21 protein-coding genes and 4 tRNA genes are annotated in these 24,332 nt (G+C 45.0%); 7 read left to right on the top strand and 18 right to left on the bottom strand.

Features of this window, described 5'->3' with window-relative positions; genetic code table 11:
• Positions 1-37 precede the first annotated feature (37 nt).
• The 4 genes from ABY044_RS01000 to ABY044_RS00985 form a co-directional block, all read right to left on the bottom strand.
• Positions 38-1,546, bottom strand: coding sequence for an ATP-binding protein (locus tag ABY044_RS01000; protein ID WP_373017230.1), 1,509 nt, complete (start codon positions 1,544-1,546; stop codon positions 38-40).
• 100 nt (positions 1,547-1,646) lie between these two features.
• Positions 1,647-2,360, bottom strand: a complete 714-nt coding sequence (locus ABY044_RS00995; protein WP_373017228.1) for a response regulator transcription factor — start codon at positions 2,358-2,360, stop codon at positions 1,647-1,649.
• 64 nt (positions 2,361-2,424) lie between these two features.
• Positions 2,425-3,354, bottom strand: a complete 930-nt coding sequence (locus tag ABY044_RS00990) for a hypothetical protein (protein ID WP_373017226.1) — start codon at positions 3,352-3,354, stop codon at positions 2,425-2,427.
• A gap of 100 nt (positions 3,355-3,454) precedes the next feature.
• Positions 3,455-4,948 (bottom strand): RNA polymerase factor sigma-54, encoded by a 1,494-nt coding sequence (locus ABY044_RS00985; RefSeq protein ID WP_373017224.1) that lies wholly within the window; start codon positions 4,946-4,948, stop codon positions 3,455-3,457.
• Between the two features lie 327 nt (positions 4,949-5,275).
• Here ABY044_RS00985 and ABY044_RS00980 point away from each other — a divergent pair, with 327 nt between their 5' ends.
• Positions 5,276-5,722 (top strand): hypothetical protein, encoded by a 447-nt coding sequence (locus ABY044_RS00980; RefSeq protein WP_373017222.1) that lies wholly within the window; start codon positions 5,276-5,278, stop codon positions 5,720-5,722.
• A 478-nt stretch (positions 5,723-6,200) separates the two neighbouring features.
• Here the strand turns inward: ABY044_RS00980 and arsC are convergent, their stop codons facing one another.
• From arsC to dusA, 4 genes are read right to left on the bottom strand one after another with little or no spacing between them, the layout of a single operon-like run.
• Positions 6,201-6,563: an arsenate reductase (glutaredoxin) gene (arsC, locus tag ABY044_RS00975; RefSeq protein ID WP_373017220.1), complete on the bottom strand. Its 363-nt coding sequence runs from the start codon at positions 6,561-6,563 to the stop codon at positions 6,201-6,203.
• Between the two features lie 3 nt (positions 6,564-6,566).
• A complete protein-coding gene (gene xseB / locus ABY044_RS00970) occupies positions 6,567-6,797 on the bottom strand; it encodes an exodeoxyribonuclease VII small subunit (RefSeq protein WP_373017218.1) in 231 nt (76 codons plus the stop codon).
• Positions 6,798-6,845: 48 nt separating this feature from the next.
• Positions 6,846-8,444 (bottom strand): exodeoxyribonuclease VII large subunit, encoded by a 1,599-nt coding sequence (gene xseA / locus ABY044_RS00965; protein ID WP_373017216.1) that lies wholly within the window; start codon positions 8,442-8,444, stop codon positions 6,846-6,848.
• A complete protein-coding gene (dusA, locus tag ABY044_RS00960; RefSeq protein ID WP_373017214.1) occupies positions 8,441-9,517 on the bottom strand; it encodes a tRNA dihydrouridine(20/20a) synthase DusA in 1,077 nt (358 codons plus the stop codon). The genes xseA and dusA overlap by 4 nt, the downstream gene beginning before the upstream one ends.
• Positions 9,518-9,830: 313 nt before the next feature.
• Between dusA and ABY044_RS00955 the strand changes: the two genes are divergently transcribed.
• Entirely contained in the window at positions 9,831-11,972 is a 2,142-nt protein-coding gene (locus tag ABY044_RS00955) for a bifunctional (p)ppGpp synthetase/guanosine-3',5'-bis(diphosphate) 3'-pyrophosphohydrolase (RefSeq protein ID WP_373017212.1), read from the top strand.
• Between the two features lie 67 nt (positions 11,973-12,039).
• Here the strand turns inward: ABY044_RS00955 and pgl are convergent, their stop codons facing one another.
• From pgl to ABY044_RS00910, 9 genes are all read right to left on the bottom strand, one after another.
• Complete coding sequence (gene pgl, locus ABY044_RS00950; RefSeq protein ID WP_373017210.1) at positions 12,040-12,750, bottom strand: 6-phosphogluconolactonase; 711 nt, start codon at positions 12,748-12,750, stop codon at positions 12,040-12,042.
• Positions 12,740-14,242 carry a glucose-6-phosphate dehydrogenase gene (zwf, locus tag ABY044_RS00945; protein WP_373017208.1) on the bottom strand — a complete coding sequence of 501 codons (1,503 nt, stop codon included), beginning with the start codon at positions 14,240-14,242 and terminating at the stop codon, positions 12,740-12,742. Before zwf ends, pgl begins: the two co-directional genes overlap by 11 nt.
• Positions 14,243-14,248: 6 nt before the next feature.
• On the bottom strand, positions 14,249-15,697 hold the full coding sequence (gene gnd, locus ABY044_RS00940; RefSeq protein ID WP_373017206.1) for a decarboxylating NADP(+)-dependent phosphogluconate dehydrogenase: 1,449 nt from the start codon (positions 15,695-15,697) through the stop codon (positions 14,249-14,251).
• Positions 15,698-15,926: 229 nt separating this feature from the next.
• Positions 15,927-16,002, bottom strand: a tRNA-Glu gene (locus ABY044_RS00935).
• Positions 16,003-16,085: 83 nt separating this feature from the next.
• A tRNA-Gly gene (locus ABY044_RS00930) sits at positions 16,086-16,160 on the bottom strand.
• Between the two features lie 4 nt (positions 16,161-16,164).
• Positions 16,165-16,240, bottom strand: a tRNA-Glu gene (locus ABY044_RS00925).
• A gap of 102 nt (positions 16,241-16,342) precedes the next feature.
• Positions 16,343-16,418 (bottom strand) — tRNA-Ala (locus ABY044_RS00920).
• A 317-nt stretch (positions 16,419-16,735) separates the two neighbouring features.
• Positions 16,736-18,148, bottom strand: coding sequence for a glutamate--tRNA ligase (gene gltX / locus ABY044_RS00915; protein WP_373017204.1), 1,413 nt, complete (start codon positions 18,146-18,148; stop codon positions 16,736-16,738).
• 61 nt (positions 18,149-18,209) lie between these two features.
• The gene (locus tag ABY044_RS00910; protein WP_373017202.1) at positions 18,210-19,223 is read right to left on the bottom strand and encodes a hypothetical protein; all 1,014 of its coding nucleotides are present in this window, start codon (positions 19,221-19,223) and stop codon (positions 18,210-18,212) included.
• Positions 19,224-19,433: 210 nt separating this feature from the next.
• Here ABY044_RS00910 and ABY044_RS00905 point away from each other — a divergent pair, with 210 nt between their 5' ends.
• Genes ABY044_RS00905 through ABY044_RS00895 form a run of 3 tightly spaced genes read left to right on the top strand, consistent with a single transcriptional unit; the run spans position 19,434 to position 22,506 of the window.
• On the top strand, positions 19,434-20,429 hold the full coding sequence (locus ABY044_RS00905; protein WP_373017199.1) for an SLAC1 anion channel family protein: 996 nt from the start codon (positions 19,434-19,436) through the stop codon (positions 20,427-20,429).
• 17 nt (positions 20,430-20,446) lie between these two features.
• A complete protein-coding gene (locus ABY044_RS00900) occupies positions 20,447-22,294 on the top strand; it encodes a M61 family metallopeptidase (protein ID WP_373017197.1) in 1,848 nt (615 codons plus the stop codon).
• Complete coding sequence (locus ABY044_RS00895; protein WP_373017194.1) at positions 22,291-22,506, top strand: SlyX family protein; 216 nt, start codon at positions 22,291-22,293, stop codon at positions 22,504-22,506. The genes ABY044_RS00900 and ABY044_RS00895 overlap by 4 nt, the downstream gene beginning before the upstream one ends.
• Here the strand turns inward: ABY044_RS00895 and ABY044_RS00890 are convergent.
• Complete coding sequence (locus ABY044_RS00890) at positions 22,475-23,014, bottom strand: ribonuclease H (protein WP_373017192.1); 540 nt, start codon at positions 23,012-23,014, stop codon at positions 22,475-22,477. The genes ABY044_RS00895 and ABY044_RS00890 overlap by 32 nt on opposite strands.
• 134 nt (positions 23,015-23,148) lie before the next feature.
• On the opposite strand from ABY044_RS00890, the gene ABY044_RS00885 reads away from it, so the two are divergent.
• Together ABY044_RS00885 and ABY044_RS00880 are read left to right on the top strand one after the other, a co-directional pair.
• Positions 23,149-23,580 (top strand): YqaA family protein, encoded by a 432-nt coding sequence (locus tag ABY044_RS00885; RefSeq protein WP_373017190.1) that lies wholly within the window; start codon positions 23,149-23,151, stop codon positions 23,578-23,580.
• 93 nt (positions 23,581-23,673) lie between these two features.
• Positions 23,674-24,291, top strand: coding sequence for a hypothetical protein (locus ABY044_RS00880; protein ID WP_373017188.1), 618 nt, complete (start codon positions 23,674-23,676; stop codon positions 24,289-24,291).
• Positions 24,292-24,332: the final 41 nt, after the last annotated feature.

The raw sequence follows: 24,332 nt of genomic DNA, 5'->3' as shown, positions 1-24,332 counted from the left end.
AATAACAAACGATTACGTTTTATTGTTGGTTGGCTGCTTAAGCCGGTTTTTGATTCATTAACGGTAGTTCAACCGTGAATTTCACGCCGGGTAAGGTTTGTTGCGAGTCTAGAAATATGTTTTCCGCATAGACGTTACCATTATGGAAGTCGGTAATCAGTTTGACGATGTACAGACCTAATCCCAAATGTGCTTGATCGTCCTGGTTAAGCGTTCTGATTGATGTCATACCGTCAAAGATCTGTTTTTCATAACCGGCAGGCAGGTTTGGGCCGCTATTTTGAACGGCGATGCTGATCATACGATTTTGTTGGCGGCAAGTGACTTCAATCGGTCTTTTACCGTCGCTGAAATCTTTCGCATTACTTAATAGTTTGTCCATGAGCTGTTCGATCATGAATCCGTCGCCTAATACCATCGCATTTTTAGGAATCCAGTTTTGGTATACGAGTTGGTATTCCGGGTGCAAGGTCGCACTGTTTTTTAGATAGTGTTCCAACATTTCGCCAATCGGGAAAGCTTCCGGTTCCTGTTGGTTCAAACTGTCTTCGATACTGGTCGCTTCGGAAAGCGAAGCTATGATCTGTTTGAGTTGTACTACCGCATGTTGCGCGTATTCCAGTTGGGTGTTTTGAGTCTCTTCTTCCAGTAAGGTCAGAGCCATGGAGAGCCGGTTTAAAGGATTGTGCAATTCGTGTCTTAAGGTTTTGGGCAATTGCTTTAGATACCGCTCGTAAGCCGCCAGCTGCCCAAGCATCTCGTGAATATGATGGCGTAAATCGGAAAGTTCGTCGTTGTAGAAAAAGCGCTGAGAGCGATCCGGAAAAACATGATCCTTGAGTCGACCCTGCAAATTGAAAGTTCTTTTAACGTCGTTATCGAGTCGTAATATACGGTTGGATACGGAAGCGGTGTGAAGAATCGCGCCAATGGTGACGATTAGGAAGATCATAGCCCCAATTCCCATTAGACGATAGAAATAATCGAGGGTGTCGCTGAATAAGGTTTCCATTTTCTCTTCGAGAACCAAGCCGCCGATAATGTTGTTTTTAAACATTAGCGGTGTGGCCGACATCAACGATATGGGTTGCTGATTTTTATCCATACGATATTGTTGAATGGTTTTACCTTGCAAGGCGTTGACGATCAGGTTTTGTTCCGGTGTTCGGCTTTGAGGATATGGGTAGGGTAGAGAGTAGGGGATGACTGTGGCAAAGGTTTTTATCAAAGTTTTACCGATCGCGGTAAAGACGTCTTGTTCGTCGATGCTGTGATCGGTTTCCGGCAAGTTCCCGACGACATAGGTCGTACGGCCGTATTCATTAACAATCCATAAAACAGAGTTTTGCAGGTTTAGGTGCGTCAGATGAGTCGGGTTCCCCGATTGAATTTGCAGAGCCCAAAGATCAGTACGGTTTTGTAGGATCAGAGCCAGGTTTTCAACGGTTTGTTTTTGTACGATCGCCTGATTATTTAAAAGCAAACGATGTAGGTCGATAGCGAATCGATAAGCTAGAAATGGCAGAAATGTCAGGAATAACAACAAGATAAAGAATCTTGTTCTTATAGATAGTCGGAGGTTTAATGGCTTGAAAGGCATTGAACTCTAGCTGCCGTTTCTACGGATGATGGCCCGATCGATACGTTTAGTCATCTTTGTTTTGCCAGCTGTAACCACGACCGTATTCGTTATGAATCAGGTTGAATTCAGGAGTGATTTTCTTAAACGCGTTACGGATTCGACAGATGTGTGTATTGATGGTGTTGCGTTCAACCACGCCTTGTGTGGACGATTGAAGGCTGTCATAAGTGACTACACCGCCTTCGCCGCTGGTTGCGAATTGTTTTAACATTTCAAATTCGGTTGCGGTTAAATCCAATGGTTTGTTGTGCCAGTATGCTTTGTACTGATTAGGAACGATTTCCAGGTTCGGAATCAATGACTTTTCTGTATTGTTGGCCGAAGCCTCTTTTGACGGTGTTGTAATTCTAAGTAGGTTTTTGACCTTGACGATTAATACGTTCAGGCTGATCGGTTTTGGCAGATAATCGATTGCGCCTAAAGCGTGACCGGTATAGATGTCGAATTCCGACTGTCTTTCCGACAAGAAAATAATTGGAATAGGCTGGTTATAACTGAGCAAATGTTTGGCCAGATCAAAACCGCCATCCATCTCTCGTCCAAGAATAATATCGGATATGACAAGATCCGGTAAGGTTTGTTCGAAGTACGCTTCGGCAGAAGGGCGGTCGGCAAAAGAGACGACTGAAAACCCCTGTTGCTCAAGTGCGGTTACCAGGGTTTCTCTTTGAATGGAGTCGTCTTCGATGATTGCGATTTTGTAATCTGTATTTTGCATAAAACCCTTCACCTTAAATAGCTGAAATTTCAAACCACCTGAATTCGTTGATCTTCTGTTTCGATTAACGAATGTATTGGAAGTCTAGAACTTGCATGTTCATAATAAGTCCGGCATCCTGAATTGGCAATACGATTGCATCTTCATCGGATTCGTTGTGGTGAGAGTGCCACCAGCCCGGAGGCGTTACAAATACGGAACCCGGAGTCCACATCGCTTTGATCGGATCGACGATGTTACCTTCTTCGTCAATTTCTTTACCGATTAAAGTGTAAGTATTTGGGCCGGCTGAAACGCAGTAATCCAGTGCGATCGAGTTGTGACGGTGCGGCTTTTGCATCACTCCGGCAGGCAGTGCGTTATATAAAGACCATAGCGTATGCGTCAGTGTCATGGTCAATGGAAAGTTCGGGTTGGAAAGCAAAATCCCGGTTCTGTTACGACCGATTGCTTCTTTTCGTACTGCTTCAAGTTCGTTGTTTAGACGTTCTTTGGTGTAAAGAACCGGTGTGAATTTCTCTTCGCTTGGTTGTACGCCTAAATACTTCAAGAGTGGAGCATCATGAACCCAGTAAATAGCGGTATCGGCGGTTGCGCTGTGAAGTGCGTCCGGTACGGCCGGTAGTGTGAAAAGATCGCCTTCATTCCATTCGATCGTGCCGTGCTTCATTTGGGTTTTCCCTGAGCCGCGAATCACGTAGAACATTTGCGAAGTAGCTTTGACGTCGGTTTTGATAGTTTCGTTTGCGCAAATACGAATGAAGTTAGCCATTAAGTTAGGCGAAGTAGCAGGGTACTGAGTTTGGATCTGTGCAGATAAATCGAATGGAATGACTCGTGTTTCACCTTGTTCATGCAGTTCGCTAGCGTAAGCGATGACGTCGATTTTAGGCATCGGAGGGTTGACCGCGGACATATACTCTTTAAAGTCTGCTTGCTGTTCCCACTGTTGCTGGGCGACTTGTTGAACTTGTTCTACATTCATTCGATTCATGTTTTTAAACACCTACTGAAATTGAGTTTAAATAAATAAGTGTGGATTATAGTGCGAGACTCGGGAAAAATCACCCGAGTTAATGTGTGGTTAAATGGGCTCAAAGTTTAAATTTATTGAGTTTTTTGCGTTCGCTGGACGATGGAATACCGAGTGATTCACGGTATTTTGCAATCGTTCTGCGGGCGACGCTGATCCCTTTTTCACTTTCCAAAAGCTCCATTAATTTACTGTCGCTTAGCGGTTTTTTCGCATCTTCTTGGTCAATTAAGCCTTTGATGTGGGCTTTAATGGCAATGGCCGACTGATCGGCGCTGCCGTATTGGCTGACACCGGAAGAGAAGAAGTATTTTAATTCAAACGTTCCACGCGGCGTTTGGATGTATTTTTGGTTGGTCGCACGGGAAATAGTCGACTCATGCAAATTGAGATGTTCGGCAACGTCACGCAAAACCAGCGGCTGCATTGCCAATTCGCCTTCTTCAAAGAAAGCTTGTTGTTTTTCTACAATAAAGCTTCCTACCTTAAGTAAGGTCTCACCGCGGCTATGAATGCTCTTAATCAGTCCTTTCGCCTCAATCAGCTGTTCTTTGATTTTTTTGGACTGCTCCGTATCGTCTAAGGTTCCGGCCAACTCAATATAGGCGCTGTTCACCTTTAATCGCGGGAAAGCGTCGCTGTTAAGTTCTACTAACCAGCCTTCCTTGGTGCGCTTCAGGCGCAGATCCGGGATGATGATTTCGGAGTTTGTAGATGAAAAGTCGCGACCCGGTCTTGGGTTCAGCGATTGAATCAGTTTGAATAATTTGGTCAGTTCTTCGTCGTTCAAACCATATAGCTTTTTGATGCGTTTGTGGTCGTGGAAAGAAAGCCAATCAAAGTGTTCCGAAATAAGCTGTCTGGCCGTTACCACGTAAGGAGTTTGCTGCATATTCATCAATTGCAACAATAAAGATTCTTGTACGCTACGTGCGCCAACGCCCGTCGGCTCAAACTGCTGAATGATGCCGAGCACGGTTTCCAGCATTTCCAAATTGAATTCGATTTCTGGATACTGATTTTCCAGTGCCTGCAATAAGTCCGGGAGCGGGGTGGTTAAATACCCTTCATCATTGATATCGTCAATGATGAAGTCTGCAACCAGGTCTTGATTTTCGTCCCATACATAGATGTCCGATTGCCAATAGAGGTGGTCGTGTAAGCTTTTTTCTTCAGAGGTGTAGTTTTCTGCACTGACGTAGTCGTCGGAAGACTGTGTGGTTTTACCGGATGAGTAATCTGAATACACTTCGTCCCAGTTACAGTCGATTTCTAAGTCTTCAGAAATTTTGTCGTTGGTGTTGATGTCTAGCGGTTGCTCGTCGCTGAGTTCGGTGTTTGCCGATATAGGTTCTTCGCGGTTCTCGCCGAGCAGTTCGTCTTCGGAAAGTCCGTCGTCTTCGACTTCAAGCATGTAATTGGTTTCGAGCGTTGCCTCGACGGTTTGCTGTACCTCAAGTGCCGAATATTGCAGAATCTTAATTGATTGCTGTAGTTGCGGCGTCAGCTTAAGCTGTTGACCAATATTAATTTGTAAACCAGGCATCAGTGCCATTCAGTTGAACTCCAAATTACATCTAAAGTAGGGTGTTTAAAATTTTCCGGTATAACATTGTTTAGCTTGGTTATATTTGGCTTTAGGTGAGAAAAGCCAGCTAGTAAAATACTGCAAGTTAACGATATAATAATCTAAAATTAAATAAAAGGTAACGATTGCTATAAGGTTTGGCGCGATTTTTGAATAAAAAATGAATGTCCTATATCTTATATACAAACAAATACTTACCTGTGTGATTTAATATATGCTGATAAATACTTAATAAATAAATGCTTAATAATTAAATAGTTACTTAATAAAGAGATGGCTCACGGGAGGAGTTGTATGTCTATTAAACAAGAAGCGCATCAGATTGTTGATGAGTTGGCGGAAGATGCAACCTGGAATGACTTGGTAAAGGCGTTATACACGAATAAAAAAATTACGATCGGTATGACGGATATCGAAGTTGTACAGGATGAGTTGACGGATGCCGACATCAGTGCTGTGATGGCGCGTCTTCAGTCTTCAAGTTCAACTCCGGACGACATGCGTAATACCAAAAAGTACAACCCGAGTAATAGCATTACCGCCAGTTGGGTTTTGGTTGCATTAGCACCGTTGTTGTTTATTTCGATCTTGCTGGCACCGGTTTCTTACTTTTTGGCCTTAGCCGGTATTTTTATGGGTGCGAAAGCATTAACCGAAAAAGCCGAGCATGCATGGTACCCAATTCTGGTTGGTGTAATCGAATTGATCTTGTTTGTCGGGTTGCCGATTATCGGTTCTTAATTCGAGAGTCGAAACGACAGCGAGTAATAGAATCATGTAATAACCCAAGTTTTGCGTGAGAATGATAAGCCGGGATTTTCCCGGTTTTTTTATGTCCATTGAAAGTTAATAATGATCATGTTGTAAATTTGGGTTGGGTTGGTACTAAATGAAGAAACAGGCTCTGGAGTCGGTTTAGCGGGGTTTGTTGTTGCGTATGTAATTTTTATACATTCGTATAATATATATTATGTTAAATTGGAGATTTGCTTAAAATGGCGTTGGCGGCCTCTTCTTCTGTTTGGTGAAAACTGAGATGCTACGAGTTTTTTATTTTGGTGTGTTTTAGTACTTTGGTTCGGATGATTTTTTTTAATACGAGGATCTATCCGAAACTAAACAAGCCGGTTCGGTTTCGGATATTTGGCGTGAAATTGAATGAGATTTTCCTGGATGGATTTTCTCTAGGTATGATCTTCATAGCCTGATGGCTATTGTTTTAGGAATTGATGATACTCAAAACATTTTCCGGCGGTCTGCCGATAACGGCCTGATTGTCAATTTTGACGATCGGCCGTTCAATTAACTTTGGATTGTTTACCAGGATATCCAGCCATTCGTCGTCACTCCGGTCGTCGTTTTTGTCTAAACCCAGTTCCTTGAATAAACTTTCTCCAGTGCGAGTGATTTCTATCGGCTTTTTAGCCAGGAGTTCGCACAGTTGTTTAAGTTCTTCTTTGCTTGGTGGCGTGTCCAGATAACGAACTTCTTGAATCTCAAGATCGTGTTCTTGCAGTAGTTCCAAGGTGTTTCGGCTTTTTGAGCAACGTGGATTGTGATAAATGGTCGCTTGCTGGGTCATGACTTATTCATTCTCGCTCGGTTTCGAATCTTCGTTGGTTTCGCTGTCTAAACGCTTGCTTAGCGCGCTTTCCACTGCTTCTATACGAGATTTGCATAGCTGGTAAGCACGTGTCGCTTCATCTACCATTGGAACCAATTCGTCAATATCGACTTCTTGGGTGTTTGATAGTTTCTGGGCAATTTCTTGGAGTTTGGCGTAGTTGGCCTTGAAACTTTCTGATGTTTGACTCATAGGAAAAATCCTCTATCTATTAATCTGTTCTGTATGGAATCGATAAGTTTATTGGTTTGTATTCGGTTCAATGACGGCATCGGGTTTTACTTCCGCAGAGACTTCGCCGTCTATAAACTGGAGTTTAAGGTGCCCTATTTCTTTGGCCTGTTCGGCTGTTTTAACGGGTTTTCCTTGATCTGTTTTGGCGATGACAAACCCTCGGTTCAGCTGGGTTTTCGGTCCGGAACTGAGGATGAAGGCAATCCACTGAATGATTTGGTCGTGTTGGTATGCTACGCTGCGTCGGGCTTCATTCAGTACAGCCGCTTGATTCTGTTCGAGCGTGACTTTTACGGTGTCGACCTGTTTGATCACCGCAGTGTTAATGTTCTGATGTAATTGTTCAAGGCGTTGTGCGGTTACTTGAAGTTTTTGCTGGCCTTGTCTTTGTAGCTGGTACTTCAAAGGCTCTAGCTTGTCTTTCCAGAAATATAAACAAGCTTGGCTATTGGTTTGCAGTAAATGATCAAACTGTTCCAGCTGGTTTTCAAGTTGTCTGACTTTGAGACGACTGGCCTGTTCGATTTGTATCCAGTTCTGCTTCGCTTTGTGCGCTTGCTGGAAGATGTGATTACGTATATCTGCAATCACTTTACTTGGCGTGTCGTAACGAGTATGTGCCACTTCGTCGAGAATGGTATTGTCGCGCTCGTGCCCAATCCCCGTTAATACCGGTAGTTTAGATTCACAGATCTTTCTGGCGATCGGATAAAGATTAAGCATGTTTAAGTCAAGCTTGGCACCGCCGCCGCGTAAAATCACCAAAGCGTCGAACGGGTTGGCTGCATGCAGGGATTGAATGGCGTCAAATGCGGCCAACATTTCCGTTTCCACCTGATCACCTTGAAAGGCACTGTAGAAGTATTTGAATTCGCACAGCCCGGCTTGTTGCAGTGCATCGGCATCGGCTCTAAAGTCGCCTAAACCGGCCGCGGCCGGTGGAGCAATGACCGCTACTCTAAAGAAGTCGTCTGCCAAAGTAAGTTGTTTGTTGAGTTGGTATAATTTCTCTGAAATCAATTGCTTACGAATTTCATTTAGGTTGGCTTCAAGCTCGCCTAGTGTGAAGCTCGGGTCGATGTCTTGAATGACTAATGAAAAACCGTACTGTTCGTGAAAGTTTACTTCTGCCAGAAGGAGTACTTTCTGTCCCACGGCCAGTTCGCTTCCTGTTTCCAGCTGGAAGCGCCCTAACAAACGTTCTACATGCGATTGCCAGAGCATCGCGCGACAACTCGCTAAGGTTTGTCCTTGAGAGTTGGTTTCGGAAAGTTCCAGATAGAGGTGTCCGCGATTGCGGTTGATGTTGGCGATTTCGGCAATTACCCAGAGGGCGCCGGGAAAGCTTAGACGTAACGCAGACTGGACGTTTCTCAGTACAACCGAGAGTCGAGCACCCTTTTGTTCTTCTTTTAATAAGTCGCCCTGTTGAGTATTTTGAGGCTGGATGGCCGCCTGTTGTTCCAAGGGCAGCCAGCGATCGAACAATTCCAATTGGTCGGCAAGTTCGTTGGGCACATACCATTTACGGCTCACGCTATCCCAGCGTGCGCCTAATGATTTAGCTTGGTCTTTTTCCTTGAAGGGGACGTCTAAAAAAGTCATAGCGTGGTATTTTGCCTTTCTTCCATGCGAGCAATTTCTGCGGTAACCAATTGGTATGCCTGTTCCAGAACCTCAATCCCCGCCTCTTTCATGAATGCATTTTCCGAGAGGTGTCTGCGCCATAAACGGCCGCCAGGCAGTCCATGAAACAATCCTAACATATGGCGGGTGACTTGGATAAGCTTGCCCCCCTCCATAAGATGTTTTTCAATATAGGGTTTCATTTTCTCTATAACGTCCGCACGACTCGGAGGTGTTATATTGCTTCCGTAATAGAGGCGATCCACTTCGCTTAATATATAAGGTTGTTCGTAAGCCGCCCGTCCTAACATGACGCCGTCTACGGCTGGAAATTCCTGGTATGAATCCAAATGGAGCAATCCAGCTTCAAGGGTCTTGATGCCGCCGTTGATAGCGACTTCCAGTTGCGGAAATTCGGATTTAATCCGATGTACCCAATCGTAGTGCAAAGGCGGAATTTCGCGGTTCTCTTTGGGTGAGAGCCCTTGTAGCCACGCTTTACGGGCATGAATGATGACGCCGTCGACATCCGCTTCAACCAAGCTTGCAATAAAGCTTTGCAGGCTTTCAAAATCTTCTTGGTCGTCGATGCCGATCCGGCATTTGACCGTGACCGGGACTTCCTTAACAGCCGATTTCATTGAAGAAACCGCTTCTGCCACGATGTGCGGGTGGCCCATCAAGCAGGCACCGATCATATTGTTTTGCACGCGATCGCTTGGGCAACCGACATTCAGGTTAATCTCTGAATAACCCCACTCTTCCCCTAGTCTGGCGCACGTTGCCAAGTCTTTAGCGTCACTCCCTCCCAGTTGCAAAACGACAGGGGCTTCTTCCGGGTTGTGCCCTAAAAAACGCGGCAGATTATCACCGTAAATAATAGCTCCGGTTGTGACCATTTCTGAATACAGCCAAGCCTGTTGAGTTAGTTGGCGATGAAAATAACGACAGTGTTTGTCTGTCCAATCGAGCATGGGGGCAACTGAGAAGCCTTTGGCACTACTTGTGTAAGAGTTTAGAGCCGGCGTTGTTGAAGGGTTCGTGTTTTGCAATTTGAGGTTACTTCTTGTGTTTGGGTGGGTTTTTCATTTTAACTTCCATTTGAAGGTCAAACAGATGTTTTGCGTTATGCCGGTTATTATAATCGTTTAAGCTTAAAATGACCTCTTCCCTATTTTTTAACAGGCCAAAATCGTGAGTCTATCGGTAATTTTATATAAAAATGTCCGTACAGAATGCATGGAATGGCATCTAAATCCTGCCAAATGGGTTTAATTCACTATATTGTCGTAAAAAATATGGATTCTATTGGCTCAGGCTATAAAATAAAACCATCTTTGAATTAAACACTGAAATTGACCGTACATGACTAAGGCAACCGAATTATTTAAACTGCTTTTTAAGGCAAACGAATTGACTGGCACTCAGTTGGAAAAATGCCAACTGGCCTGCAATATTGCTCTTGAAGCGCAAAATTTGCCTGAAAAAACGATTGTCAGAAGTGTCGATGTCGCAAAAATTCTTTCCGAGCTGAAGGTGGATGCCGATACTTTGATCGCCACCCTCTTGAGCGATGGTAATGTAGCGGATTTTTACGACCTTGAATATATTAAAAAGCATTTCGGCAGTTCTACTGCCGAGCTGGTTGACGGTATTCGTTGCTTAAACCAATTTAAAGAGCTGGATTCTCCTAATCGTTCGGATGTTCAGAATGAACGTCTGAGACAGATGTTGTTGGCGATGACCTCCGATATCCGCATTATGATCGTGAAGCTGGCCTACCGTGTCGCCCGTTTACGTCATTTAAAATTTGAAGAGCCGAGCGTCCGTAAGCAGATCGCCGAGCAAACCCAGTTGATTTTTGCGCCTTTGGCTAACCGTTTGGGGATAGCGCAACTCAAATGGGAATTGGAAGACCTTTCTTTTCGCTTTCTGGAACCCGATCAATATAAAGAAATTGCCCAGCAGCTCGATTCGAACCGTTTAGGTCGCGAAGCCTATATTGACTCGGTTATCGAAGTTTTAAGAACCCTGTTGGAATCTCAGAATATCGAAGCCAAGATTACAGGCCGGCCTAAACACATTTATAGTATTTGGAAAAAAATGCAGCGTAAGAAGCAGCCGATTGATGAGCTTTTCGATCTGCGTGCGGTGCGAATTTACGTTGATTCGATCAAACAGTGTTATGAAGTATTGGGGTTGATTCATAGTCATTGGAGTTATATCAAAGAAGAGTTTGATGACTATATCACCTCCCCTAAAGATAACGGTTACCAGTCGATCCATACGGTGATTTTAGGTCCGGAGGGGAAAACGGTCGAAATCCAGATTCGTACTTTCGAGATGCATCATCATGCCGAATATGGGGTGGCGGCACACTGGCGCTATAAGGAAGGCAATAAAAAAATCGATAAGAACTTGGAAACCAGTATTGCCAATGTTCGCCAGTTGCTTGAAAACGCCGATGATCCGGAGGTATTTAAAGAGATTAGTACCGAGCTGCAAAGCCAGCATATCTATGTGCTGACTCCGCAGAACGAAATCATGACGTTGAGGCAAGGATCCACCCCGTTGGATTTTGCCTATACAATTCACACGGAGCTTGGGCACGGATGTCGCGGTGCCAAAATCAACGGCCGTATTCAACCATTGACGACGGTGTTGAAAACCGGCGACAAGATTGAAATCCTGTCGGTTAAAAATGGTGCGCCGAGTCGTAATTGGTTGAACCCTAACTTGGGTTATCTCAATAGCAGTAGCGCGCGTACTAAAGTAAAAGGTTGGTTTAACAAACAGAATAAAACCCAGAATATTCAAGCGGGTGAAACCCTGTTCAACCGCGAGATAAAACGTTTGCATGCCACTTCGGTTAAGCCGAAAGTAATCGCTCGCCGCTTCAAATACGAGACTGAAGAGGATCTATACGAAGCGATTGGTAAGGGGCAGATCAATGAACGTCAATTAGCGAATGCGATTCAAGAGAAGCTCAAGCCCGAACAGAAGTCTTTACGTTTTAAAGGACTTCAAAGACCTGAGCCGATTCCTGAAGGTCAGCAAGTATATGTAGTCGGTGCGACGCAATTAAAAACCAATTTGGCCCCCTGCTGCGAGCCTAAAAAAGGCGATGATATCGTCGGTTATGTCACACGTGGCCGTGGTATTACCGTGCATCGCAGTGACTGCCCTAATATGCTGAACCTGACTCATGAGGAGTTGCAGCGTATTATCGAAGTTTCCTGGAATTACGTTGAGGCGGACAGACGTTGTTTTACTGCCGAGCTCTCTATCATGGCGTTTGACCGTAAAGGTTTGTTGCGCGACGTCATGTCGGTGTTAACGGATTTGGATATTAACTTGATTAATTCTGAAACCCATACCGACAGTAGTGAACGTACGGTATCAATGAAGTTGACGCTTGAAGTTGATCCCGGGACGCAACTGGGTGAAGTGTTGGATCATATTGAACGAGTTCAAAACGTGGAAAGTGCTTCAATTTCAAAGATTTAACCTATTGTTCTTATTTTTCTTCTAAACGGTGAAGAGTAGTGTTGAACTTAGATTGTTTGTTCGTATGTTACGGCAGGCTGTCTTCACTGATGAAAATGGTGGTTTGTTCCCCTCTTACGGTTGCAATAGGTAAGTCCATTCCCGATAGCCATTGTTTGACAGCCTCTTTTTTACCGGCTCCGGTTACGATTTTAAATAGATATCTGCTGTTTCCCAAGCATTGAGCTGACAAGGTTACTCTTTCAGCCGGTGGTTTTGGCGAGTCGAATTCTGTTTGAACCAGTTGCGAGGCTTCCGCCTCGTGACTGTGTCCCGGAAACAGGCTGGCCGTGTGTCCGTCCTCACCCATGCCAAGCATCACGACGTCGAATACGACGCCTGAAACGATTTCTTCATAAGCTTGAGCCGCTTTCTTTGCTCCGAGTTCGGCGGGCATATAGTGAATTTGGTTTTGAGGGATTCGACTGTGTTTTAACCATGTTTCGTACAGTGCCAAACTGTTACGTTCAGGGTCGTTAGCAGGCAGGCAGCGTTCGTCCCCCATATAGATGTGCCACTTTGACCAATCTATCATCTTTCCATCAGGCGAGTTTTCAAGCTTAGCTAATAGACTATAAACTTCGAGAGGAGTTGTACCGCCGGCCGTGACGAAGTGAAAAGCTCCGTTTCGTTCTATGGATTCCTTAGCCACTTCGCAAACGGCTTCAACTGTTTTCTGCGCGACTTTAGACGCGCTGTCGAACAGTTGCCAGTTGGAAGGTAAGGAGTCATACTTCATGCTTGTCCTCGTCAGGCTCGTCATTATGACGCCATTCCTGTTCGGGATGATCGAACAGTTTGTTGGCGTCTTTCGGTCCCCAGCTTCCGGACGGATAAGTATCGATATAGCTTGTATTGGACGCCCAGGCTTGGATGACGGGATCGACAATGCTCCACGCCGCTTTCACTTCGTCGTAGCGTAGGAATAAAGAGCGGTCGCCTTTGATGACATCAAGCAATAATTCCTCATAAGCGTCTACGGTGAAACCTTCTTTGTGGCTAAGACTTGCATCCAGGCTGACTTGGCGCGTATCGATCTCTAAACCGGGCTGTTTTGCAGTCATCTCTACCTTGATGCTTTCTTCAGGCTGGATGTTGAAAATAATCCAGTTAGGTTTCATTTTCTTGACCTGGGAAGCTTTGAAAAATTGTTGTGGAGGATGTTTAAAGCAAATTGAAATCAGGGTTTGGCTTTTAGGCATGTTTTTACCGGTTTGCAGGTAAAAAGGCACGCCTTCCCAGCGCCAATTGTCGATATACAATTTTAGCGCGGCATAAGTCTCGGTAACGCTCTCTTCACTAACGCCCTCTTCTTCCAGGTAGGATTTCACGGCTTGACCATGAATGGTTCCTTTACCGTACTGGGCGCGGTAGGCCTGTGCATTGACGTTCTTTTTCAAGATCGGTCGGATCGAATTCAGGAGTTTTACCTTTTCGTCGCGTAATGCCTCGGCATCCATTGAGGCCGGCGGTTCCATGGCCACCAGTGCAAGAAGTTGCAAAAGGTGGCTTTGTATCATGTCGCGCATGGCACCACTGGTATCGTAATAGCCTGCTCGGCTACCTACCGGACGGTCTTCGGAATGCGTTATTTGGACGTGATCGATGTAATTACGGTTCCAGAGCGGTTCCATCAATAAGTTGGCGAAGCGGAAGACCATGATATTTTGTACCATGCCTTTTCCGAGGTAATGGTCGATGCGATAGGTCTGTTCTTCAGTCAAATAGTGGTTAAGCTGGTATTGAAGTGCTTTAGCGGAATCAAGATCGTATCCGAACGGTTTTTCAAGTACGACGCGCTTCCAACCTTCCGATTGATCCAGCAGGTCTGCTTCACCGAGGTTTTTGACGACGGGGCCAAAATCCGAAGGGCTCATGGATAGGTAGAAAGCCATGTTTGAAGACCAGCCTTTTTCGGAGATGAATGACTTGAGTTCCGGGTAGCGGCTTTTATTGTTGGTGTCCATTTTAAAATAGGACAGGCGTTGGGCGAATTTAGCGAAAGTGGCTTTGCTTATACCGCCCCGAGCCGTTTTTTCAACGGCTTCGAGAATTTTTTGTTGCCATTCGGTGTCGGTAATCTCGCGGCGACCGATAGCGACGATGTTAAGGTCGTCGGCGAGGCGTCCTTCCGTTTCCAAGTGATAAAATGCGGGCATTAACTTGGTTAAAGAAAGGTTTCCGGTTGCACCGAAGATGATATAGGTACAAGGTATGTTGTTGACGGGCATAGATGTTTATACCTCGTAACTTGTAGAGCTAATATTTCCGCCGGATTGAATCCAGTCGGTATGGAAACGTTCGCCTCTTGGCGCGTCTACACGTTCATAAGTGTGTGCGCCAAAATAATCACGCTGAGCCTGAAGCATGTTGGCAGATACGGTTTCGCTACGATAACCGTCGAAGAATGCCAGAGCGGAGCTTAGGGCCGGTGTTGGAATGCGCTGCTGGATGCCGAAGATAATCGCTTCTCTCCAGTTGGATTCGGCAGCTTTAATGGCGTTTTCAAAGAAACTGTCTTGCAGTAGGTTTTGCAGGTCAGGCACTTCGTCGAAGGCGCGTTTGATTTCACCCAAGAAAGTACTGCGAATAATACAGCCGCCACGCCACATCAAGGCGATTCCGCCATAGTTTAAATCCCAAGCATAAGCTTTAGCCGCTTCTTTCATCAGCATGTAACCTTGCGTATAGGAGATGATTTTTGAAGCGTATAGGGCGTCGTGAATGGCTTGCAGAACCGTTTGTTTATTGTCTAGTGTCGGAGCTGGCTGGCGAGGATAAATTTTAGAGGCTGTAACCCGTTCTTCTTTTAAAGAAGAGAGGCAGCGAGCATAGACGGATTCGGTAATCAGGGTCAAAGGAACCCCCATTTCCAGGGAGTTGATTCCCGTCCATTTACCGGTTCCTTTCTGTCCTGCGGCATCGAGGATTTTATCGATCAGCGGCGAACCGTCTGCGTCTTTAAACGTCAAAATGTCGGCGGTAATCTCGATTAGGTAGGAATCCAAAACTCCTTTATTCCATTCCGCAAAAACCTCATGGCACTCTTCGGGCGACATTTTCAGCCCTTCACGCATTAATTGGTAGGCTTCTGAAATAAGTTGCATGTCGCCGTATTCGATACCGTTGTGTACCATTTTGACGTAATGTCCGGCGCCTTCGTCCCCTACCCAGTCACAACAAGCTTCGTGATCTACATGCGCCGCGATGGATTGGAAGATCGGTTTGACAGCCTCCCAGGCAAGTGGATTTCCGCCGGGCATGATCGATGGACCGTTACGAGCGCCCTCTTCTCCGCCGGAAACGCCGGTACCGATAAAGAGAATCCCTTTTTCTTTGAGTGAGTGTGTGCGGCGGGTTGAGTCGATGTAAAGCGAATTTCCGCCGTCTATGATGATGTCGCCTTGGTCAAGCAGCGGTACAAGTTGATCGATAAACGCGTCGACAACGTCGCCGGCTTTAACCATAAGCATCACTTTGCGAGGTGCTTTCAACGAATCGACAAGTTCTTGTAGTGAATAGGTGCCGATAATCGATTTATCGGACGCTTCTCCCGCTAAAAAGTCGTTGGTTTTTTCTGGACTGCGATTGTACACCGCTACGCTGAATCCGTGATCAGCCATGTTTAACACCAGGTTTTGTCCCATGACTGCGAGACCAATTAATCCAATATCCGCTTGCGACATAATCACTCCGTAAGATTAGGTTGAAAAATCATTGTAACCGCGGTTTATGACAGAATGATTGTAAAAACATACGGGCAGCATGATTTTTCGTTATTTATTAGTTTGTTGAGACTACAACGTTGTAGGTGGGAGTTCAGTTGGAAAGTTTACTGATGTTTTTTAGTTTAACAGTCGGAAGTTTTAAAGGCTAGAAATAAAAAAAGCCCACGTAAAGTGAGCTTTTAGTATGTGGCGTCCCGTAGGGGAGTCGAACCCCTGTTACAGCCGTGAAAGGGCCGTGTCCTAGGCCTCTAGACGAACGGGACAGATTGTTTGTTAGCATCTCAGCTAACAGTCGGTTGAATTCAGTAATGCTGGCCTAATAGCCTGATTTCAACCCACTTAAATATGGAGCGGGAAACGAGGATCGAACTCGCGACCCCAACCTTGGCAAGGTTGTGCTCTACCGCTGAGCTATTCCCGCATAATGGCGTCCCGTAGGGGAGTCGAACCCCTGTTACAGCCGTGAAAGGGCCGTGTCCTAGGCCTCTAGACGAACGGGACGCATTGTAAAAGCGACTTTTAATTTCTTAAAAATCTAAACTGAAATGCCTTTCAGTTTGGTGAAGTTCTCGCTACCGAACTTCGTGAACTATATTATCAACTTGGTGGAGCTAAGCGGGATCGAACCGCTGACCTCAACACTGCCAGTGTTGCGCTCTCCCAGCTGAGCTATAGCCCCTCGAGCTGATGGGTGCGTATTATATAGATATGCTGGGAAGCGTCAAGACTTTATTTAAAAAAATATGACACTTTTTTAGCAATTTTATCGAACTTACGTTAAGTGTTTGATTTTAGGTTTGTGGAAATGGTGGGTTCGCTTAGGCAAGTGAATATTTCGATTAATTTTATTCCGGTGAAGATGCTTTTATTTGCCCTGAGAGTCGGGGTTGATTGCTCGGGTTAAAAATAAAAAAAAGGGGCTTTCACCCCTTTTTATCATTCAATGACTGAATAAACGAGACCTTAGCCGATCGGCTATCGTTTATTTATTCAGTATTAAGAAGCCTCTTTGCGTGCTTCGATGAAATTCAATGCAAGATGAATACGTTCAATGCTGCGTGATTTTCCGATCAGTTGGGCCGTTGCATCAATGGCGGGTGACTGCCCTCCTCCCGTGATGGCAACACGTAGCGGCATCCCGATTTTACCCATGCCGATTTCAAGTTCTTCGGTTGTGGCCTGAATTGCCTCGTGAATCGCTTCCGCTTTCCAGTCTTGAATGGCTTCCAGTTTAGTCAGTAGAACTTTTAAAGGTTCTTCCGCAACCGGGCGAAGGTGCTTCTTAGCGGCCCCCTCTTCAAAGGTTTCAAAATCGTTATAGAAATACGTCGCAGATTGGGCCATTTCTACGAAAGTCTTGGCACGGTCTCTTAATAGATCCGCAACATCGGCCAAATCCGGTCCTTGAGATAGGTCGCATCCGTGCTGAACCATAAATGGTGCAAGGTGTTTGGCTAAATGTTCGGCCTTCGCCATTTTAAAGTGCTGTTCGTTGATCCAGGTCAGCTTGTCGCTGTTGAAGGTCGACGGAGAGCTGTTTACCGAGTCTAAATCGAAAAATTCTACCATTTGATCGATCGTGAAAATTTCTTGATCTCCGTGTGACCATCCAAGACGTACAAGGTAGTTCAATAAGGCTTCAGGTAGGAATCCTTGCTCTTTGTATTGTAAAACGCTGACGGCACCGTGGCGTTTCGATAGACGGCTTCCGTCTTCTCCTAGTACCATCGGGATGTGAGCGAATTTAGGCACGTCGGCACCGATTGCTTTATAAAGGTTGATCTGGCGCGGTGTGTTATTTAGATGGTCGTCTCCGCGAATAACGTGAGAAACGCCCATATCCCAGTCGTCAACGACCACGGTCAGGTTGTAAGTCGGCGTACCGTCCGATCGGGCGATAATCAGGTCGTCTAGCTCTTTGTTGCCGATAACGACTTTACCTTTGACCATATCGTCGATGACCACTTCGCCGTCAATCGGGTTTTTAAAACGGATAACCGGTTCGACTCCGGCAGGTGGTTCTCCGGTGAAATCACGGTAACGACCGTCGTAACGTGGCTTCTCCCCTGCCGCTTTTTGCGCTTCTCGCATGATGTCGAGTTCGTCGGGCGTTGCGTAACAGTAGTAAGCTAACCCTTTTTCGAACAGCATATCGATCACTTCTTTATAGCGTTCGAAACGGTGAGTCTGATAGAAAGGCCCTTGGTCATAATCAAGACCTAACCAGCTCATACCTTCAAGGATAGCGTTAACAGACTCTTCAGTGGAGCGCTCCAAGTCGGTATCTTCAATTCTTAAGATGAAGTCACCGCCAAGTTTTTTGGCATATAACCATGAAAACAGGGCCGTTCTTACCCCACCAATGTGTAAATAGCCCGTTGGGCTAGGCGCAAATCGAGTACGAATCACAAAAAGTTCCTTAAAGGTATCTCAAAATAAAGGCCTATTATAAACGCTCGAAGATTAAATCTCACGACTTGATGATGTGCATTATCAATAGACCTGACAATAAACTGATAAATAAAGTAACAAGGGCGAATATTGAGATGCTGGCGGCATATAAAAGTGAACTGTCGAGTATTTGAGCCATGTATTGGGTTGCATAGCCAAAGGCGGCTAAAGGATAAACATAAGCCCACCCTGCCGTCGTTAACCCTCCTCCGATAAAGTGTCGTGCCGACACAAACCATAAAAGAAACATGAAGGCCGCGAAGCTATACAACATCCAGGTCAACATTGGCAGATCACTTTCCAGTGGTAGATAAAAAGCCAGATCGGGTTCGATTAAAAACAGCGAGGCAATCGTGGCCAGGGACGGCGGCGCCAGAAAGATAAACAAGCTGGGACGTAGAGAGGTTTCGAGGCTGGATTCGAAAAACAGGCGGTAAAACTGGCTGACGGCAAAGCTGAACCAGATTAAGAGACCGGCTGAAAAGTAAAGCCAGAGTAATTCGCTCCATATCGGCCACGCTTCAAGTTGTTGTTGGCTAAACAATGTCGAGCCGGAAATGACAACGACGAAGTTACCGGATAATAGAATAAACCAGGTCGGTTTGTGATTTTGGATCGGAACGCTTGGCTCGAAGATCCAGCGGTTGATGAGCAGGCCGTTGAGTACGGTATGCAAAAACACGACACTGAAATATGCGCCGTATAGCCAGGTTTGTTGAGTGGCGGTGAGTGTAAAGGTTTCCTGTATGGTGACGATGCCCAGTATGAGGGATAACGTAATTGAGGGAAACAAGGAAACCTGAAAGCTGTTTAGCCATTCCGCCTTAAGTTTTTGGCGGCTTGGCGTGAAAAATCCGAACAGGAAACCGAGGCTGACGACAATCAGCGCAATCCAACCGTACCAGAGTAACCAGTCGACATAGAATATCTTAATCCCCAACATACTTTCGAGGTGACGGCCGTTTAGCACGCTTCCAAGCAGTCCCATCGGGATACCGAAAAAAATGACTGAAGGTGAAAAGCGGATTTTCATCAGGCTCTCGTATTAAATGACTGTCGGGTTACGGTTTTATTGGTCGATTACATTAACCGATCATGGTTTTGCCGCGGCAAGGATTTATTTAATGTTTAGATTATGATTATAAGGCGAGTCTTATATGGTTCAATCTATATTAACCTTAAATTAAACGTATAATAAATTTCAAAAGATTTTACATCCTATCGGGCTAAGTCAATATTCAGTATGTTTCAGAAATTAGTATTACAATCTGCGGAATTTCCTATCAGTCTGTTCGGCGTCGTTGTCGGTTATCTGGGGTTGGCGTACGGTTACCAGTTGTTGGAACGGAATATGGGGTTCGCTTGGCCCATAAGCGAGCTGTTGTTATTGATTGGTGTTTTGTTGTTTATCGCCTTTACCTTTACTTACTTTCTAAAGTTGTTTTTTCATTTCACGCGTTTCGTAAACGAATTGAAAGGCGCATCTGAAGGAAATTTCTTTTCCAGTATTAGTATTAGCATGATTTTGTTGGGTGTTATGTTCCAGCCCCTTTCCGAAATAGGATCAATTGTGTTCTGGAGCGTCGGTTCGATTCTGCAATTCGTGATTACCATTTACATAGTGAGAAACTGGATTTATCAGACGCATTGGCAGGTAACCGATTTGAACCCCGTCTGGTTTTTACCAGTCGTGGGGGTGTTGGTGATCCCCTTGGGATTGCCGCAATTCTTACCGGTTGAATTGGGATGGTTCTTTTTAAGTATCGGCCTGATTTTCTGGCTGATTCTATTCAGCTTGATTTTATACCGACTGTTTTTTCATCCGCCACTGGCTTCTTATCTTGAGCCGACCCTGTTTATTTTGATTGCGCCGCCTGCTTTAGGGTTTTTATCTTATTTGGCGTTGAATGTGCCTTTGGCTTCGGATGGTGCGCTGGAAGTGGATCTGGTTGCACGTGTTTTGTTTTATACCGGTCTGTTTTTGAGTTTTTTACTGTTAAGTAAAACTTTGCGTTTCAGTAAAATTCCATTCAGTTTAGCTTCCTGGGCGAGCGTTTTCCCTTTAACCATGATGGCCGTCGCCAGCCTGGTCATGTTTGAGCATTTAAACCTTGTTTTTTACGGTTATTTGGGCGGATTGTTATTGTCACTGTTATCGGTATTGGTTTTACATTTAACGCTGATGACCTTTTTGGCCTGGAAACATCAATCGCTTCATATTATGAGTAAACAATCTTAACTTTTGAGTATTGCATTATGTCCAACCCCGCTTTACAGAACCACTCTTCGAGTATTGAATATAGAATCATTCCCGCCGATCCAAACGGACATTTGTTTGAAGTCGAATTGACGATCCCAAGCCCTACCCAACCGATTCAAACGGTTTCGTTGCCAAATTGGATTCCGGGCAGTTATTTGATTCGCGACTTTTCCAAACATCTGATCGGTCTTTCTGCAATCGATGTCGAGCAGAATCCACTGCATGTGAGTTCGGTGGATACTTCAACCTGGGAATTTGCCAGTGACGGTCGGCCTGTGACGTTGAAGTACCAAGTGTATGCGTGGGATTTATCGGTTCGCGGCGCTCATTTCGATCAAAGCCATGCATTTTTCAACGGTACGTCGGTTTTTTTGGCTGTGGACGGTCAAAGGGATCAGGGTTGCCGGGTTGAAATTTCTGCGACGAACTTTTGTCGCGAGCATCGCTGGAAAGTGGCTTGTGGCATGCCCCGTGTCGACATCGATGAATCGGGTTTTGGATTTTACCAAGCGGATAGCTATTCATCTTTAATCGACTACCCGGTAGAGATGGGAGATTTCGTCGATATTCATTTTGAAGCTTGCGGTATCCCACATAGAATGGTGTTGACCGGTGTTTTTGAATGCGATACTGAACGTCTAAAACAGGACTTGGTTAAAATTTGTGAAACCGAAATTTGTATGTTCGGTGGTGCTCCTATGGAAAGTTACCTGTTTCAGGTTATGGTGACGGGAAGTGATTATGGCGGTTTGGAACACCGCAATTCCACTGCCTTGATGTGTAGCCGAGACGATCTGCCCTATCCGGGAATGCAGGAAGCGACGGATGGATACTTACAGTTTTTGGAGTTGTGCAGTCACGAATACTTTCATTTGTGGAACGTCAAGCGTATTCAGCCTAAGGTATATCAAGAGTCCGATCTGAAAGAGCCAGCTTACACCAATCAATTATGGTGGTTCGAGGGAGTGACCTCTTATTACGATGCGTTGATCTTGTTACGGGCGGGTCTTATCGATCAGAAAAAATATTTGCAATTGCTAGCGGAACAAATGACACGTGTCTATCGTATGCCCGGGCGTTTGCATCAGTCGGTGGCGGAATCCAGTTGGTTAACCTGGACTAAGTTTTACCAACAGGACGAAAATGCACCGAATGCAATTATCAGTTATTACACGAAAGGCAGTTTGATTGCGTTAGGTCTGGATTTATTGATTCGCCAACGCACGCAACATCAAAAATCACTCGATGATGTCTTGTTACATTTGTGGCAGTTTTATGGCAAAGCGGGTGTCGGTTTGGATGAGTATCAGATTGAATCGATTTGTTCGCTGGTCAGCGGAGTGGATTTGGAAGACTTTTTTAAAAGCTATCTGTACGGCACTCAAGATTTACCGTTTGAAGATTTGTTTAAGGCCGAGAATATCGAGTTTAGTTTGCGCGGTGCCACGACTCTGAGCGACAAAGGCGGTGAGACGAAAGCCGAAGTATTGCTGTCAAATCTAGGTGCCAATGTAATCGATACCGAGCACCAAACCGTGAAGTTGACGCATGTTTGGAATCATCAACCTGCTTATCAAGCAGGATTGGCGGCTGGAGACGAAATTATCGCGCTGAATGGTTTGAAAACCGCGAACGCAGCTTCAATCGAAAACCGTTTGAAACGATTAAATCCTCAGGGCGAATTGCCAGTCTGGGAGTGCCACTATTTTAGAAGGGATGAATTGAGAAAAACACAGATTCAATTGGCGCCGGCGCTTGAAGATCGTGTGCAATTGAATTTGGATGCAAATTCTTCATCACTTTGGTTGGAAAAACAAAATATGACGACAGGAACGGATGAATGAGTTCTGAATTACAAGAAAGATTACACGCCATAGAAATCACCCAAGCTTTTCAGGACGATGTGATTGAGGCGTTGCAAAAGACGGTTGCGCAACAACATCAAGAAATTCAGACGCTGCAAACTCAGTTGCGTTTACTGTCCGAATATTTAAAGACGTTGCGTGAAGAAGGAATCAAAGACCCTACCCAAGAAGTGCCTCCGCCTCACTATTGACCGAGTGGAATCCGTTGATCGCTTCTCTGGCGAGTTGGTCTGCGATAAGGTTGCCGGGTGTGTTTTTATGGCCTTTGACCCATTTAACGGTGACCTTTAGAGTATTCGTCAGATGCTCCAAGCGCTCCCATAGCGAACGGGATTCAACCGGACGACCGGATTTATGAATCCACTTTTGCTGCCGGTATTGGCGGATTTTGTAATCCAATCCTTCGATTAGGATTTTAGAGTCGGTAAACAGTTGGATCGGAATGTCGTTTTGTGACGATTCGCGGATGTGCTCAAGCGCATGCACGGCGGCTTGTAGTTCCATTTCTAAACTTGAGGTGTGGCGTTGCCAGCCCGAGAATCGTTGATGTTGATTGTTTTGATCGATAATGACGACACCCCAACCGCCGATATCTTGTTTCGCGACATAGCCGCCGTCGGTGTATACCGCCAGGTGTCGCATAGGTTCGGGATTCAAGTTATATAGGTTGTTGGAGTGGTTTGAGGTCAAATTGCCCATACCACCATTCTAATCAAATTAAGTGGTAAATCAAACAGATCGATAATTTTCATTGTTTAATACCAGGCGATGTCCGGATGTCGTTGGTGTTTTGTTTGAAGAACTACTCGGATTATTCTATTAATTGGAGTTTTATGGAAGCTTATTTAGGTTTATTTGCCGTTTCGTTCCTTGCTGCGACATTGCTTCCCGCTGCTTCCGAAGTCATGCTGACCGGTTTGCTGGCTTCGGGTTACGATCCTTTTATGTTGTGGTTGTGTGCCACCTTGGGCAATAGCTTGGGATCGGTGGTGAATTATGCGTTAGGACGTTATTTTTTACACTATCAAGACCGTAAATGGTTCCCTTTCTCTGGTAATAAACTTGAGACCAGCCAAGTTTGGTTTAAACGTTATGGAGTATGGTCATTGTTGTTTGCATGGGCTCCGGTTTTTGGAGACTTGTTGACGTTCATTGCCGGTATCATGCGGGTGAATTTTGTCCTGTTCGTTTTGTTGGTCTCTATAGGAAAAGGCGTCAGATATGCCGTTTTGCTTGGTGCGTTCCATGTTTTTACAGCGGGATGATTAAGTGAGTAAGAAATTTAGATACATGGTCCGTTTGGTAATTTAGTATGATGTCTTAATGAGTAACGAATCAGTAATGATTAGAATGAAATTATGAAAAAAATTATCCTTTTAGCCATTCTCGGATATTTTGCGTGGGATTACTTCAAACCTGTACCTCCGGTTGAGTTGCCTCCAGGCGAAGAAGCATATAATGAACCTCAACAGCAGAATCTCGCTTATCCGGATACGTTTAATTTCAAAAACCATGAAATCACTGCAGTCGCCGACTTTGAAATCGAAGCCAAGGTGCTTAGTCAGGAGAGGTATTATTTAGATCGCGCTTCTAAATTGTCACCGGTTGATTTTGTATTAGGTTGGAAAGCAATGTCCGATCAGGAAATTGTGAATAAATTTACTTTTAATCAGAGTGTGAGATGGTACAACTGGTATAGCAAAGTTCCCCCTATTTCTAAATATTATGTAATGATTCAAACCGCGAATGTTCATTTGATTCCCTCTAACGAATTCATTGCCGAGAAGATAAAAGCGGTTCGTACCGGAGAGGTTGTCCATATGGTCGGAAAGCTAGTAAATGTTCAAGGTAAAGACGGTTGGTTTTGGAAAACGTCCCTAAGTCGTTCGGATCATGGTGATAATGCGGACGAAATTCTCTGGGTGGAGGATATCGAAGTGACGAAGACGGCGGAAAAAGCTGCGTCGGCTGATTAGTGAGGGAATGGTAAAAGGCTCAATCCTATGATTGAGATTTT

Origin of the sequence: Thiomicrorhabdus sp., from assembly GCF_041583835.1 — a bacterium.
GTDB lineage: Bacteria > Pseudomonadota > Gammaproteobacteria > Thiomicrospirales > Thiomicrospiraceae > Thiomicrorhabdus.
This window is presented reverse-complemented; position numbering and strand designations above follow the sequence as displayed.